Source organism: Marinobacter sp. THAF197a (assembly GCF_009363275.1).
Classification (GTDB): Bacteria; Pseudomonadota; Gammaproteobacteria; order Pseudomonadales; family Oleiphilaceae; genus Marinobacter.
Genome location: NZ_CP045324.1, coordinates 3900523 through 3915078 on the forward strand (window position 1 = coordinate 3900523; position 14556 = coordinate 3915078).

At 59.8% G+C, this 14556-nt stretch carries 12 protein-coding genes; 5 read left to right on the forward strand and 7 right to left on the reverse strand.

What is annotated here, in order from left to right; genetic code table 11:
* Positions 1–22 precede the first annotated feature (22 nt).
* Positions 23–604 carry a class GN sortase gene (locus FIV08_RS18040; RefSeq protein WP_152439341.1) on the reverse strand — a complete coding sequence of 194 codons (582 nt, stop codon included), beginning with the start codon at positions 602–604 and terminating at the stop codon, positions 23–25.
* Entirely contained in the window at positions 601–2640 is a 2040-nt protein-coding gene (locus tag FIV08_RS18045) for a marine proteobacterial sortase target protein (RefSeq protein ID WP_228715452.1), read from the reverse strand. Before FIV08_RS18045 ends, FIV08_RS18040 begins: the two co-directional genes overlap by 4 nt.
* A gap of 280 nt (positions 2641–2920) precedes the next feature.
* Between FIV08_RS18045 and pdsR the strand changes: the two genes are divergently transcribed.
* From pdsR to FIV08_RS18060, 3 genes are read left to right on the forward strand one after another with little or no spacing between them, the layout of a single operon-like run.
* The gene (gene pdsR / locus FIV08_RS18050; protein ID WP_152439343.1) at positions 2921–3622 is read left to right on the forward strand and encodes a proteobacterial dedicated sortase system response regulator; all 702 of its coding nucleotides are present in this window, start codon (positions 2921–2923) and stop codon (positions 3620–3622) included.
* 2 nt (positions 3623–3624) lie between these two features.
* Entirely contained in the window at positions 3625–5676 is a 2052-nt protein-coding gene (locus tag FIV08_RS18055) for an ATP-binding protein (protein ID WP_152439344.1), read from the forward strand.
* Positions 5673–6980 carry a DUF3422 family protein gene (locus FIV08_RS18060; protein ID WP_152439345.1) on the forward strand — a complete coding sequence of 436 codons (1308 nt, stop codon included), beginning with the start codon at positions 5673–5675 and terminating at the stop codon, positions 6978–6980. The genes FIV08_RS18055 and FIV08_RS18060 overlap by 4 nt, the downstream gene beginning before the upstream one ends.
* Before the next feature lie 6 nt (positions 6981–6986).
* Here FIV08_RS18060 and FIV08_RS18065 read toward each other — a convergent pair whose 3' ends face one another.
* The gene (locus FIV08_RS18065; RefSeq protein ID WP_152439346.1) at positions 6987–7766 is read right to left on the reverse strand and encodes an ATP-binding protein; all 780 of its coding nucleotides are present in this window, start codon (positions 7764–7766) and stop codon (positions 6987–6989) included.
* A gap of 125 nt (positions 7767–7891) precedes the next feature.
* Here FIV08_RS18065 and FIV08_RS18070 point away from each other — a divergent pair, with 125 nt between their 5' ends.
* The gene (locus FIV08_RS18070) at positions 7892–10855 is read left to right on the forward strand and encodes a transporter substrate-binding domain-containing protein (protein ID WP_228715453.1); all 2964 of its coding nucleotides are present in this window, start codon (positions 7892–7894) and stop codon (positions 10853–10855) included.
* 49 nt (positions 10856–10904) lie between these two features.
* Here the strand turns inward: FIV08_RS18070 and FIV08_RS18075 are convergent, their stop codons facing one another.
* The 3 genes from FIV08_RS18075 to FIV08_RS18085 form a co-directional block, all read right to left on the reverse strand.
* The gene (locus FIV08_RS18075; RefSeq protein WP_106694054.1) at positions 10905–11483 is read right to left on the reverse strand and encodes an outer membrane beta-barrel protein; all 579 of its coding nucleotides are present in this window, start codon (positions 11481–11483) and stop codon (positions 10905–10907) included.
* Positions 11484–11613: 130 nt separating this feature from the next.
* The gene (locus FIV08_RS18080) at positions 11614–11916 is read right to left on the reverse strand and encodes a hypothetical protein (RefSeq protein ID WP_152439347.1); all 303 of its coding nucleotides are present in this window, start codon (positions 11914–11916) and stop codon (positions 11614–11616) included.
* On the reverse strand, positions 11913–12824 hold the full coding sequence (locus FIV08_RS18085) for an esterase/lipase family protein (RefSeq protein WP_152439348.1): 912 nt from the start codon (positions 12822–12824) through the stop codon (positions 11913–11915). The genes FIV08_RS18080 and FIV08_RS18085 overlap by 4 nt, the downstream gene beginning before the upstream one ends.
* A 234-nt stretch (positions 12825–13058) precedes the next feature.
* Between FIV08_RS18085 and FIV08_RS18090 the strand changes: the two genes are divergently transcribed.
* A complete protein-coding gene (locus tag FIV08_RS18090; RefSeq protein WP_061330931.1) occupies positions 13059–13652 on the forward strand; it encodes an ATP-dependent zinc protease in 594 nt (197 codons plus the stop codon).
* Here the strand turns inward: FIV08_RS18090 and FIV08_RS18095 are convergent.
* Complete coding sequence (locus FIV08_RS18095) at positions 13649–14539, reverse strand: DNA ligase (RefSeq protein WP_152439349.1); 891 nt, start codon at positions 14537–14539, stop codon at positions 13649–13651. The genes FIV08_RS18090 and FIV08_RS18095 overlap by 4 nt on opposite strands.
* Positions 14540–14556 lie beyond the last annotated feature (17 nt).

Here is a 14556-nt window from a genome sequence, read left to right on the forward strand (position 1 = left end):
GGCGCACAAGTGTACGCCAAACCTAAAGCGCGGCAACAGTATCCTTTTGTTCGAGTGCGTAAACGGGATGGGCTTCAACCACATAGCGCAGAGGGCCACGGGCATCCATGGAATTGAAGGGATAGCAGGTAACCAACAGCAGGGTGCCGGCCGCCAACGCGTGAGTGTTAATTAGCTCCTTACGACTGTCCACTACCCGGATACTGGTCACCCGATAGTCCCGCCAATGCTGATCCTGGCCTTGCAATCTGACCGGGTTGCCCGGAGCGAGATGTTGGAGGTGGCTGAAGTGGGTGTCCCGGTGTCCGGCCAGAATCACCGGCCCGTCGGCACCGGCCACCACCCGGCCCGGCCCGAAGGCCAGGCTTTCGCCATGCAGGCCATCCAACACGATCATCGACACGTCCAATTCAGGCATTTCCAGCCTGGCCACCGGCCAGGTATCCGCCCAGGGCCAGGGCCGGGCCTGAACCTGACGGGCCTGGGTTTCCGCCCAGGCAAGTGCCAGCAGCTCCTGTGCCACCAGCGCCTTGAAGGGAATCCACAGCCCAAACATGAGCACCGTGGCGGAACAGCCGAACAGTAACAGCAGCAGGCGGCTCACAGGGATGGCCTCCGGTTCAGCATGGCAATCGCCAGGGAAAACATCAGCCCCAGCAAACCCAGCGCAGTGAACAACGGTGCGAATGTGGCTGTCTGGGGGTACCTGAGCATACCGGGCTGGCTACCTGCCGGCAGCAGGGTGGGTATGCTCTGCGACCCTGCGCTTTCGGTTTCCGGACGAGCCTGGCGCTGCTCCACCACCACAAAGCTGGTGAATGGAGAAATCACGCTATGGCGAACCGACAGCTCAGTGATCTGCTGCTCAGCCGGCGTCTGGCCCTGAAGCCGGGCGGCATCGGTCAGCTCATCAATCCGGCCGCGGGCCCAGTGACGATTCAAACCACTGGCGGGCGCCGCCTGGGCCAGGTCCAGAGATGTGGACCAGCGACGGCCTCCGGGCAACTGGCCGGAAACCTGCAACTGCCCTGCTGCCGGCAGCCCCCGGACTACCTGGACCAACGGCGTGCCGCGAAACAGATCCCCGGGCCTGGCCGGTACTGGCTCCAAAGGCTGCCCCTGATCCGGCCAGCGGACGTCCAGATTGGTCAGCACCGGTGCCTCCATGGCGGCAAACAGACGGTTCAGGGCCCGGTCTACCTCGGCGCCTGAGTGAATTGCAGTAAACTCACCCCGGCCCCACCGGGCCGCCTCCCGCAAAAAGTGCATATTGGGAGCAGAGCCAATCCCCACGGTAAACAGTCTTCGGTCAGTCAAACCCGAGCGGATCTGGTTAAACAGGGCAGACTCATTGCCCACGGCACCGTCGGTGATAAACACCACCTGGCGCACCCGTTCACCACCCGGGCCAGAGTCCATTCCCAGCGCCAGCGACAGGGCACCCGCCATTTCGGTACCGCCATTGGCCCGCAAATCCTGGACATAACGCCGGGCCCGGGCCAGATAATGGCCTTCTGCCGGCACAGGCTGGGCGAACAGGGCATGGGCCTGGCTGTTAAACTGGATCACATTGAACGAATCACCGGGGCGCAGGGTTTCCAGCCCCTTCAGCAGGGCAGAACGGGCCTGGGCGATTGAATCCCCCGCCATGGAACCCGAGGTATCAATAACGAACACAAGCTCCCGGCGCAGCACTGGCCCGACCGTTTCCGGCGGCAGCACCATGGCCATCAGATAATCCTCACCCTGCCAAGTCTGGTGAAACACCGCCGCTTTTGGCTCACTGCCAGCCACCGGGCGCCACCTGACGATCACATCGCGGTCCATGAGCACCTTTTCCTGTTCCGGCCTCACCGTCGCCCTGGCACCGTCCAGCTCGGTATGCAGTCGATGGCTTGGGCTGGAGACATCCGACAGGGCCAGGCCGCTTTCGATCTCTATTCCGATTCTGGCCCGGTGGCTGCCGCCATCAACGTCCTGGGGGCGAACGGTAAACGGACTGATTTCATGGGCATCTGCAACCTCTGTGGTGGCCAGCGCCCAACCGGACTGCCACGGACCTTGCGTTTCCGCCAGCGGTTCGCCTGGCATATAACGGGGAGTCAATGTAGTGGGCAACCGAAGTTCGAATTCACCGTGCTTGTAGGCCACCGGTTGCTGATAACGGATTTCCACCTGCACACTTTCGCCTGGCGGGATATTGGCTACCCGGCTGGTGAACAGGTTCGGGCGATGCTGCTCCAGCGTGGCCGCATGCTGCCCGGCCTGCCTGGCCCGTTCATAGGTTTGGCGGGCCTTGGCTTTGGGCTCGATGTGGCCCACGATTTCACGCTCGCCAATGGTCATGCGTAGCCCGAACACCGTGGCCTTGTCGGGTAACGGGAACACGAAAATGCCCTCCTGCCACTGGTCGCTGGTATTACGAAAAACCCTGGTCAGCCTGGTCTCCGCCAGCAGGCCAGACACATGAACCTGGAAGTCACTGTCGAGAATCAGGGCCGGCTGCTGCCGGGCACTTTGATCATTCATCAGGTACAGTTGACCCGGCTGTTCCATGTCCATCTGACGCGCCTCCGCATACAGGGGGTGGACAAACAACATCAGCAGAACCGCCAACCAGAGGCTGATACCCTCGGCCATCCGCAACCACCTGGATTGTTTAGCGGCTGGCTTCGCCCGGCGGGCAGTGAACAGGTCGGGCCGTACGGCCGGATTGGCAAGCAGCGATAGCAACATCATCACGACATCCTTTTTGTGGAAGTTAGTGATGCCATTGCAACAGGCTGAATGGGCCCTGCCGTGGCAGAAACGGGCAGGCTGGCGATAGAAAATGATGAATTATGGCAATCCCGCGGCATCGACTTGTGCCGCACAAGGAGCATGGTTTAATGGCAACACATCTTGCTGAACAGCATCACTCATGAAAAAACACATTGTTCTGATTGAAGACGAAGCAGGCATTCGCGATAACTACCGGGCGGCGTTCGAGCGCCGGGGTTACCGGGTATCTGCCTATGGCGACCGGCCATCGGCCTGGCAGGTGCTGCGCCAGGCGTTGCCAGACCTGGCCATTATCGATGTCGGGCTCGGAGACGAGCCGGAAGGCGGCTTTGCTCTGTGCCAGGACCTTCGGTCACAGTCTGCCACCTTGCCGATTATCTTCCTGACCGCCCGGGACAGCGATATCGATTCGGTGCACGGCCTGCGCCTGGGCGCAGACGATTACGTCACCAAAGACATGAGCCTGGACCACCTGCTGGCCCGGATTACTGCCCTGCTGCGCCGGGCCGATGCCTGGGCCGAGGCGCTGCAGAAGCCGGATGAGCTGCTGCACCGGGGCCGGCTGTCGCTCAACGTCGACCGCATGACCGTGTCCTGGGACAACCAGCCGGTGGACTTGACGGTAACCGAATTCTGGATGCTGCACAGCCTGGTTCAGCATCCCGGCCACGTTCGCAGCCGGGACCAGCTGATGGAAGCCGCCAGCACGGTACTGGATGACAACACGGTGACCTCCCATATCAAACGCATCCGGCGTAAATTCAGCCAGCTGGACAGCAGCTTTGATGGCATTCAGACCGCCTACGGCATGGGTTACCGCTGGAATGCCCGTGAGGTCTGACCTTGAGCCTTAAACGCCAACTGTTTCTCGCCAGCCTGCTGATGCTGCTGATCCCCTGGGCCGGGCTGAAGTTTGTGCTGGAACTGGATGACGCCCTGCGCCAACAGGCCCTGCAACAGCTCCAGGAGCGGGGCCAGCGGATGGCAAACCTGGCCGGCGACCTGCTGCTGGGGCAACCCACCATCGCCACCCCGAACGCGCTCTACGCCAGCCCGGCAGAAACACCGATCAAACCCGACGGCCATGCCGACGACTGGCCCGGTTACGATGAGCCCGATCACCTGCAGCCCTGGCAATCGGCTGAGCCCCTGCCCGTGCCCGGCGCACCCCATCTGCGATGGCAGGCCGCCAGTGATGGCCGACACCTGTTCCTGCTGGTCCAGATGCAGAACCAGGCCATGCAACTGTTTCAGCAGAACCGGCCTGACCAACCCCACGATCGCTTTGAGCTGGTGCTGCAACCGCCGGTCACCGACCTGCAACAGCCGGTGCCACGGCAACGCTGGACACTACGAACCTCAGCACCGGGCAGCGTGAATGCCATTCGGGAAGATCGCCAGCAAACTCCGGATTATCGGGTTCAGGGTGCCTGGCGGGATCGGGGGGCTGGCTGGCAGCTGGAGCTGCAGATGCCGCAGCCTGCGCGGGGCAGCTTGCTGGGCTTCCAGGTGACCCAGGGAGGCCAGGAGTCGTCAGTACCCGGCACCGGTACTGAGCCACCACCCCCACTGGTGCAACGAATCCCGGAGCTGGAACGGGCCTTGGCGGACCAGCTCGGTGACGGCCAGCAAGTCACCGTGGTTGAGCCGGCGGGTTGGATAGTTGCCCATCACCGGCATCCGGCCACGGGCCAAGGCCCGGATTTTGATGACCTGTCCCCCGTGCAAGTGCTTGAGAAAATCACACTGAACGCTTTGCGAGCGCTGATTCAGCTCTACCAGCCAGAGCCGACACCGCTGGCAGAAACGGGCCATCGGCTGATCACCGGTGGTCTGCCAGACAACCATCTGGTCGGGCGAAATGACGGCTCGGTCTGGCTGGCCACCGAGCATGATCTGTTTGGCGGTCGCTCGCTGGTACTGGAACAATCCCTCGACCAACTGCTCACCGTCTCCGGCTCGGCCCTTGGCAGTGTCCTGGCCCGCAGCCTTCTGATCATTCTCGCGCTAACCCTGGTATTGCTGGGTTACGCCAGTTGGCTGTCCTGGCGAATTGCCCGCCTGCAGCGCCTGGTCAGCGCCAGTGTGGACGAAGATGGCCGGATTCTCAGCCAGGTGCCCTCGGCCAGAACCCGGGATGAACTGGGGCAACTGCAACAGCATTTCAGCCAGATGGTGGAACGGCTGCAGAGTTACAACCACTATCTGGAGAGTTTCTCCCGCCGTCTGTCCCATGAGCTGAAAACCCCCGTGGCGGTGGTCAGATCGTCCCTCGAGAACCTCGCTCATAACAGCTCCGAGCAGGAACGGCAGCAATACCTGGAACGGGCCGCCGGGGCCACCGAGCGGCTGCGCAGGATACTGAACAGCATGAGCGAAGCGGCGCGGCTGGAACAAAGCTTCGACCAGGCCGACAAAGAACGGTTCGACCTGTCCGAGGTGGTCGCGCAAGCCACCGCGGCGTACCAGCAGCTGGATGCCGACCACCAGATCCGTTACCAAACGCCCGATGCTGAATGTCCGCTACTGGGCTCACCGGAAATGCTGGTGCAAATGCTCGACAAGCTTGTGGATAACGCCCGGGATTTTACCCCCGAAGGCGGCACCATAGAGGTCAGCCTGCAACGCCATTCGGACCATTACCAACTGAGTGTTTTCAACGAAGGCTCACAATTGCCAGAACAGGCCGGTGTGGACATTTTTGGTGCCTTTGTCTCCCAGCGCCAGGGTCAGAGCGAGGGGCACCTGGGGCAGGGATTGCTGATCGTACGTCTTATTGCCGACTACCATGGTGGCCATGTGGAGGCCCGAAACACCCGCCAAAGTGGCATTGACGGGGTGAGCTTCCGGGTTATCATCCCGGTATACCGCCCGGAAACAGGATCAACATTGTGAGTGCCGAAACGTCATCCCTGGATTTTCACCCCTTACGGGCAGATCTTTACCAGGAACTGCATTCGCGCCCCTTCCAGGTGATTCCCTCCACCGCCCGGGTGACCCACATTGCCGTGCTGGTCACCCCGGAGCAGCGCCGAACACAATTCGCGCATCTGCAGCGCCTGCACCGACTGCTGGGCGAGCCCTGGCCGGAACAGGAAGTCAGTTGCTATGAGCACAATTTCGGCAAGCTGCGAGTCCGACGTGAAGTGCATATGGAGTTTGCCTCTTACACCTTCACCAACCTGGACGTTTCCAGTGCCGACCCGTTTGCCGAGACCGGCATCAGCTCATTACCTGAGGGTTGGCTGGAACAGCTGGACGGCACCATTGTTGGCGCCTTTCACATTGAAGTGCGCCCGTCAGAAGAGGACGCCCGCAGCGAACTGGCGTTCATGCGCAAGTATTTTGAAGGTATGCGCCTGATTGGTAGCAGCCCACAGGAAGGCGCTGCCCGGGTGTTGGGCTCGTTCCAGTTGCACAGCGACCATTTCGGCCGGTTCATGGTACTCAATCACAAGATGTCCAATAGCCAGCTGGGCCGACTGGTACAACGCCTGATGGAGATTGAAACCTACCGTTTGATGTCTTTGCTGGCGCTGCCACTGGCCAGGGAAATGACGCCCAGTCTGAACGACATGGACCACAAACTGGCCACCATCACCCAGTCCCTGGCGGATAACGAATCCCTGGACGAACAACAGATACTGGCCGAATTGACCCACATTGCCGCCCGGATCGAAGCCTACCGGGCCCATTCCACCTTCCGCTTTGCCGCCACCCGGGCCTACCACGAACTGGTACTGACCCGGTTGGAAGAACTGCGGGAAGACGAAGTCTCCGGCCACCTGACCATCAGCGAATTCATGACCCGCCGGCTGACACCTGCCGTGAAAACCTGCGAAGCCGTGGGAGAACGCCTTGAAGACCTGTCCCGCCGGGTGGACCGCGCCTCCGACATGATGCGTACCCGGGTGGAACTGGCGATCCAGAGCCAGAACCAGCAGTTGCTGAGTTCCATGGACCGCCGTTCCCGCATTCAATTAATGATGCAGCACACGGTAGAAGGTTTCTCGGTGGTGGCGATCTCCTACTACCTGATCAGCCTACTGAAGCTCGGCCTGGACGTGCTGCAGGACAGCGGCCTGGCGTTCAATAAATCCCTGGTACTGGGCGTGGCCATCCCGGTGATCATGGTGCTGGTGTTCCTGGGCATCCGGACCATCCACCACCGGTTTATCCGCATGGCCCGCCGGCAATAGCCGGCGTCAGCGGAATCTGGGGTCACCGGCAAACTGCCGGTAGAACTGCTGGGCTGTGCGGCCGTTGCGGACGCCTTTGCCGGTGGCAAACCGGACGGCCTCCTGGTGCAGTTGCGAGCGGTCTGCCACCTCCGGAAACAGCGCGTCCACCGCCTGCAGATAGATATCCTGGGAAAACGGATAGAACGACAGCTGCAACCCGAACCGGTCTGCCAGTGAGACCTGTTCTTCAATGGCTTCCGCCGGGTGCAGCTCGCCGTCGCGCACCTCGCTTTTCAGGTTGTCATTCATAAACTCTGGCATCAGGTGCCGGCGGTTGGAGGTGGCATACACCCGCACGTTCTCCGGGGGCAGCTCCAGCGATCCCTCCAGCACGCTCTTCAGCGCCTTATAGCCGGTTTCCCCCACATCAAACGACAGGTCATCACAGAAGATCACAAAGCGGTACGGCAGCTCGCAGATGTCGTCGACAATCTCCGGCAGGTTGACCAGATCATCCTTGTCCACTTCAATCATGCGCAGGCCATCAGCCTGGTAACGGTTCAGCAACGCCTTGATCAGGGACGACTTGCCGGTGCCCCGGGAACCCCAAAGTAACGCATTATTCGAGGGCTGCCCCGCCAGAAAGCGTTCGGTGTTGCGGGCCAGCGCCTGTTTCTGCCGGTCAATACCCGTGAGATCAGCCCATCTGACCGGATCCAGCCGGCGAATGGCCCTCAGGCCGGAGCGGTGCCGGCGCCATACCGCGGCCGGAACCTGCTGCCAGTCAAAACCCGTTTCTGTCATTCCCCTACTCCATCAAAGGCGTGCCGTTTCATAGCCTGAATCTGTATTCAATATAGCCACACACCACTGTCAAAGGTTACGATCTGCAACTACACTGGCACTGTTATTCACAGGGAAGGTATACCTTGCAAAGCCGCCTGCCTCAACCGCCCCAGCGAAAATTCTGCGCTGCCTGGCTAACGCTGGCCACACTGATGATTGCGGTGCTGACGTTCGCAGCCCGGGCGGAAGAGCCGGAGAGCCTTTCTCCCGTGGTCACAATTGGCGTGGTGGCCGACAACGAACCCTACACTTTTTTTGAAGGTCGCAATCCAGCCGGGTTCTCCATTGACGTCCTTCGGGAAGTGGCCAGCAACAGCAACCTGGTCTTTGATTTTCGTGCCGGTAGCTGGCCAGACATCTATGCGGCCTTCCTGCGCGGAGATCTGGATGCGATAGACGGTATTTCCTGGCGTCCGGACCGTGCTGAAAAGGTCCTGTTCTCCGAACCTTATCACTACCGCGAAATTTACCTGATGCATGACAGCGCCCGCCCGACTCCCACGATTGAGGCGCTGGACGACTTACAAGGCCTTCGCGTTGGTATGGTAGAGGACATTTTCTACCGCACTGAATTCGCCGACGCCGGCATTTCACTGACCACCTACGACTCCCTGACGAGCGTTGTTCGGGCACTGGCCTTTGGCTGGATCGATATTGCTGTGGGCCCCAAACTCACTATGGAGTATCTCGCCAACCAGGCCGGTTTCCGTTTTCTGGAACTGCTTGGCCCGGCGCCGCTGCAACAATACTCCGGGGAGGATTTCCGTATTGGTGTTCTCACCGACAACTTGAACCTGTTCAATCAGATTCAGGCCGGGCTGAATGCCGTACCGGAGGAAAAACTGCAGCACCTGCTGCAGCGTTGGCAGGAGTTTGGCGGTTTGACCGGCTCCGCAGGTACAGAGCTGGCCCTCAGCTCGCAACAACGACAGTACCTGGCGAGTCTGGGGCCGGTTCGGATCGGATTCATGGATGATTATGCGCCGTTCAGTTTCACCGACGGCGGGCGGGTCAGAGGTCTGAGCGTTGATATTATGAACCGGCTGGTTGACCTGACTGGCCTGCAGGCTATTCCTGTCAGCGGCCAGTGGGACGAACTGATTCCCATGCTCAAGAACGGCGACATTGATGTCATGGCCAACATGTCCCATCGCCCGGAACGGGAGTCCTTCGCCCACTTCACCTCGCCCTATCACATCATTCCCAACGTCATCTTTACCCGGGATGAGAGTCTCAACTACCGAAATCTTGAGGACCTGAAGCACTATCGGGTTGGACTGGGCGCGGGCATCTACTATGAGGAAACGCTTCGGCAATTGCTGAGTAACGGCACATTGCTCAGCTTCCACTCACAGCAACCCATGTTCCAGGCGTTGGCGAGCGGCGATGTGGATGTCGTTATCGGAGCCCTGCATTCGGGCAATTACTGGATCCGGCAACTGGGTATCAGTGGCACCCGAATCGCCGGAGAACTTCAGCTCCCGGGCTTCAGTGGCGAGGACCTTCGCTTCGGGGTGAGACCGGCCCTGGCGCCGCTGGCAGACATCCTGAATCAGGCACTGACCAGCATTACGCCAACGGAACAACAGGTGATCGAAACCCGCTGGCTCGGCGCCAGCAACCAGCCCTCGCTGAACACAGCGGAACTGGTGCACTGGACAGACACCGAATCCCTATGGCTGGAACAACGGAACCGGGAAATTCGCATCTGCGCAGACCCGGACTGGATGCCCCTCGAAGGTGTGAGGGATGGCAAACACACCGGCCTGGCCGCAGATGTGCTTGAGCTGTTCAGCCAACGAGGTAACCTGCGTTTCCGGCTGGTGCCCACCAGCAACTGGCAGGAAGCCATCGCCGCGGCGAAGGATCGGCGTTGCGACATGTTCCCGATGGCCATGCGTACACCCGAAAGGTCCGTTTATCTGGACTTCACCTCACCCTATCTGGAAGTACCGAACGTGGTGATTGGCCGTATTGAGGCCCCGTTCATTCAGCGTCTCAACGAGCTGGAGGGCGGCCGCGTTGGCATTGTGGAAGGCTACGCGTTTGCCGAATTGCTGCGCAAACGCAATCCATCCTTGCAACTGGTTACCGTAGAGTCAGAGCAAGAGGGCCTGAGAAAACTTCAGAACCGGGAGCTGATCGGCTATGTCACTACACTGGCCACCGCCAGTTACTACATGCAGTCAATGGGCCTGGCGGACCTGAAGGTGATTGGCCGGGTACCGGCCGACTGGTCACTGGCGATCGGCACCCGCAATGACGAACCCACGTTACACGGAATCATGCAGAAACTGGTGTTGAGCCTGACACCTGCAGAGCGCACTCAGCTTGAAAGCACCTGGCGCAACCTGCGAATCGAGGAACGCGTGGACTATACCCGGTTCTGGCAAATACTTTCGCTGGGCCTGCTGGCCACCGCCCTGCTGGTCTACTGGAACCGGAAACTCGGCCGTCTCAATCGGGAACTTGCCGAGGCCAATACCGCTCTGTCCCGTCTGAGTGTGACCGATAACCTCACAGGCCTGGGCAACCGCACCTACTTCGACCGGGAGTTCTCCAACAGCTTTCAATGGTGCCTGCGGCACCAGACCGGCTTTGCGGTTGCCATGGTCGACGCGGACCATTTCAAGAAAATTAATGATAATTGGGGGCATGAGGCTGGTGACCGGTGCCTGGAATCTCTGGCAAATACCATGCGCGAACATTTCCGCCGCGACACTGACCGTCTGGCACGGTTTGGTGGAGAAGAGTTTGTGATTTTTGCCAGTTATCAGGATGCAGATGACATAAAGGCTCGGCTGAACCGGTTCCGCGAGGAAGTCGCAACCCGGCGCTGTGATACCTGCAAGGATAAAGGGATTGATCTGACCGTCAGCATTGGCCTGGCATTGGGGTTTCCAACACCAGAGCACACATCTGCGGAATATCTCCGGCTGGCCGACCAGGCGCTATACACCGCCAAGCGTAACGGCCGGAACCGCCTGGAGGTTATTCCAGCAGGGCAAACATCGGGGCCAGACGAAGCCGAACACCCTAAGGCGTAAAGAAAGGGGCGCCGGCCTGCTACAGCCGGCGCCCCAAACCCGCAACGAGTCAGAACTGGTACTTCAAGCCAACCCGGCCGGTGTCGAAATCCGGACCATTATTGGTAATCTGGCCATTGAAATCGTCTTCATCGATATCCACGTTGTAGCGGGCATACTCGGCGAAGGCGGTCAGGCTATTGGTCACCCGGAAATCCACACCGGCGCCAATAAACGGATTGACCTCGTCATAGGTTTCACTCTCATCGAAGGCATCCACATCAAAGGCCGAAGCGAATGCACCGGCCTTCGCATACACCCCGAAACTCTGAGTGAGAGGCAAACGGCCAACAGCGCTCAGGCCAACCCCTTTGAGCTTGGCTTTAACGTCGTCATCGCCGAACTTGCCGAAATCAATGTATTCCGCTTCCAGGGCAAAGAACTCATTGAACTGGTAACCCAGCGCCGCACCCAGCAGATCGTTTTCATCCTTGAATTCACCGCCGTGGGATTTGTAGCCCCCGTAACTACCACTGATGTATGGCCCTGAGTTATCCCGGCTCACTTTATCCTGTGCCCAGACGGCAGGGGCTGTCAGTACAGCAGCAGACAGAACCGTGGCACACGCAAAACTGGCTTTGTAGCTCATAACGCGTTTCCTCTGTGGTTGGGTTTTCCATTCGTCGAAACGAACAATCCGGATGTCTCTATCCCGATTGCATGCGTTTACCCTACAGAGATAACGGCTGGTTGGGGGTTAAAACCCTACTAAGAATCATTCATGTTTCAGTCATGTCTTGCCGACGCATCGCCAAACGGGCACCGGCAGACGCCGCCCCTTCGGCAATCACACGACCGGCCAGCGACACGCTGTCGTAACTGACTCTGGCGATACCATGGTGGCACACCCGAACAAGCCGGCTACCGGGCCGAGTGGCCGGAATGGCGTCCAGCACCCGAAAACTCTCGTCTGCAATGGAAAGGTGCACACGTTTCAGCTTAACCGCGCCGTGATGCATGCCTTGGGCCACCAGCTCCGTCACACCCAGCCACCATTGCGTGTTGTTGTCCGGTCCTTTCATGCCAGCCACTCCTGCAGTTGCTGGCTCACCAAGGGGTGGTGGGCCAGGCGAATATGGTCAACACCGGGAAAATTGGCGATGCCCGCCAGCTCCCAGCCTTCACGACGATCACCACGGGCGCTGGATTGATGCACCAGGGCATCGCCAAACAGAACGTTTACAGGGTGCCGTTCGCCCTTGGCGAGCAGTCCGCTGATCACGTAATGCCGGGCACCGTGCAACAGCGGTTGATCTGAGGTACCCGGTTCAAAAGCATCCCCCCGGGATAAGTTGCGGATACCCTCGCTGCGAAGGTCAATCACCTCGCCCACCACTTTCAGATAATCCCGGGGCACCCGATTCAGCCAGCCTGCCGCTTTATGGGCGCCCACCGCCAGCCAGGAGCCGTCGTGGGGTGAGCCGATGTACACACAATCCGGGTTCAGGCTGACCCAGCGGTGATCATTCGCAGCCCCATAATGACAGGCACTGCGAATCAGCAAGCCTCCCATACTGTGGCCGATCAGAACAATCCGCTTGACCGGTGCCGGCCAGTTACTCACCAGCCGCTCCAGCAACGCGGCAAGATCCTGGCCGTTACGGTAAATGGGCCGGCCGGTATTGAAACGGAGCTTGAGGGCCGACGTATCGCCCAACGTGTTGGCGAGGTGGGTGCCGTAGTGTTCATCGGGCCTGGCCGGAAAATCCCACACCGATTCCAGCTCCATCAGCCCATGGATGGACAGGCAAAGCACGCTCCCCGGCGCTGCGGGCTGGGGATTCTGCAGATCCAGCGCTTCGCCATCGGCAAACACCGTCATCGGCACCGCCAGCGGATTGCCCCGGTGCTCCAGCCAGTCACCCAGAAAGCCGCTGGCAATGGCGGAAATGTGCTGCTGGACTCGCCCAGCGGAAGGAACAGACACCATGGTTAGTCTCCCGAGTATTTTTTCAGTGTACGCCCTTTGCAGTGCATTACACTGGCCATTTTCGGGCCAGAGTGGCGGCCCCGGAGCAAATCCGGCAAGACAGGCTCACGGTTTGTTAATCTGCCCGAAAGGGCTACAGGCGACCGACCCTGATAACCTTGCTGGAATTGCACAAAAACGGACCGGCCCGTGCCGCTCCACCTTTTCAGATTGACCAGCCAAAGGAAGCATCCAATGCGATCTGCTGTCATCGCCCTGACCAGCCTCTTGTTCTCTGCCAACCCGGCCACGGCCGAGACTCAGTCACAAGCATCGGCGGAGCCGGAAGTGATGGGCTTTGTGGAGTGGGTGGTGATGGGCGAGACCGGCATCCGGTTAAAAGCACGCCTGGATACCGGCGCCAAGACCTCGTCCCTGCATGCTGTGAATGTGGAATCTTTCGAGAAGGACAACGAGGAATGGGTGCGCTTCCAGCTCCCGCTGGGTGACCACGAAGACCAGCCCAGCGAGGGTGATCTGAAACACGACGAAGTGATTCTGGAATTTGAGCGGCCGGTCTATCGCACCGTACTGATCAAACGCAAGGGCGCCCCCTCACAGCGGCGCTATGTGGTCGAAATGGACTTCTGTCTCGGCGGCAAGGTCCATGAAACCCAGTTTTCCCTCACCGACCGGGGCAAATTTTCCTACCCGGTACTTTTGGGCCGCCGACTACTCCGGGATGACAACATCCTGACCGATTCCGGCCGCACCTTCATCGCTGAACTGGAGTGTGAATACAGCACGCTGGAGGAGCTGGCCCAGAGCAGCAAGGCCATCTCGCCCTAATCGGCCTTCGGCACCGGTTCATCATTCCGGACCCGAAGAAAGCTGGCAAATCTCGGCAAGCCGGTGGCGGTCAAACCACGGTAGCGGAAGGTAATGATTGAGCCAATCGCCGGCGGGTTGCGCCTGTCCGCATCGGTAAACCCGGTTCCGATGCGAAACTGCCGGCCATCGTACAGCTCCACTTCCAAAGCCCCCATCAGCCCCTCGTACTTGCCCTTGCCCGGCAGGTGACCAACGACTTTCGCTTCCGCATCCTCATGGGTTTTCACTTTAAGCAGATCATCGGAACGACCGGCCTGATACCGGCTGTTTCTTCGCTTTAGCATCAACCCTTCAGCACCGGCAGCCACCACCTGTTCAAGCTTTGCCATCAGTTCTGAATGGCTGGCAACCGGGCGCTGCGCCACCAATTCCAGATACTCAGAGCCAGAGGCTGCAACCAGCTGTTCCAACTGACGGTAACGCTGCTCGAACACGGTTTCAGGCTGTGGCAGATCAAACACATGAAACCTCACCTGACGCCACTCATGATCCACCGGCTGCACTTTGCGCACCACCCCGGACAGCTCAGCAAAGCGCCCGCGACCACTCCAGAGTTCACCATCCAACGGCTGCCGGGGAAACTGCGCCGTAAACCAGTCCGGCGCCGCGTATACATGCCCGCCCCGGGACCAGAGCTGCTCGCCATCCCAATAGGCCCGGACGCCGTCCAGTTTTTCGCTGACCCAGTATTCCTCGAGGTTTACACCCGAGTGATAGACATTGGCCAGAGGGATGGCAGGCGGCCGTGCATTGGCCTGAATGGGATCAATGGCAAGTAACGAGAGAAAAAGCAGGCAAAGTGTCAGGGCTGTTGCCCTAACACTGCCGGTAGTGAAGAGTGGCATGTTCCTTTGCCCTTTTT

What these genes read in the sequence shown, in the direction of transcription:
- FIV08_RS18045 (WP_228715452.1), bottom strand. Translation starts at nt 2,640, where the DNA reads ATGGCCGAGGGTATCAGCCTCTGGTTGGCGGTTCTGCTGATGTTGTTT.
- pdsR (WP_152439343.1), top strand. Translation starts at nt 2,921, where the DNA reads ATGAAAAAACACATTGTTCTGATTGAAGACGAAGCAGGCATTCGCGAT.
- FIV08_RS18065 (WP_152439346.1), bottom strand. Translation starts at nt 7,766, where the DNA reads ATGACAGAAACGGGTTTTGACTGGCAGCAGGTTCCGGCCGCGGTATGG.
- FIV08_RS18075 (WP_106694054.1), bottom strand. Translation starts at nt 11,483, where the DNA reads ATGAGCTACAAAGCCAGTTTTGCGTGTGCCACGGTTCTGTCTGCTGCT.
- FIV08_RS18080 (WP_152439347.1), bottom strand. Translation starts at nt 11,916, where the DNA reads ATGAAAGGACCGGACAACAACACGCAATGGTGGCTGGGTGTGACGGAG.
- FIV08_RS18085 (WP_152439348.1), bottom strand. Translation starts at nt 12,824, where the DNA reads ATGGTGTCTGTTCCTTCCGCTGGGCGAGTCCAGCAGCACATTTCCGCC.
- FIV08_RS18090 (WP_061330931.1), top strand. Translation starts at nt 13,059, where the DNA reads ATGCGATCTGCTGTCATCGCCCTGACCAGCCTCTTGTTCTCTGCCAAC.
- FIV08_RS18095 (WP_152439349.1), bottom strand. Translation starts at nt 14,539, where the DNA reads ATGCCACTCTTCACTACCGGCAGTGTTAGGGCAACAGCCCTGACACTT.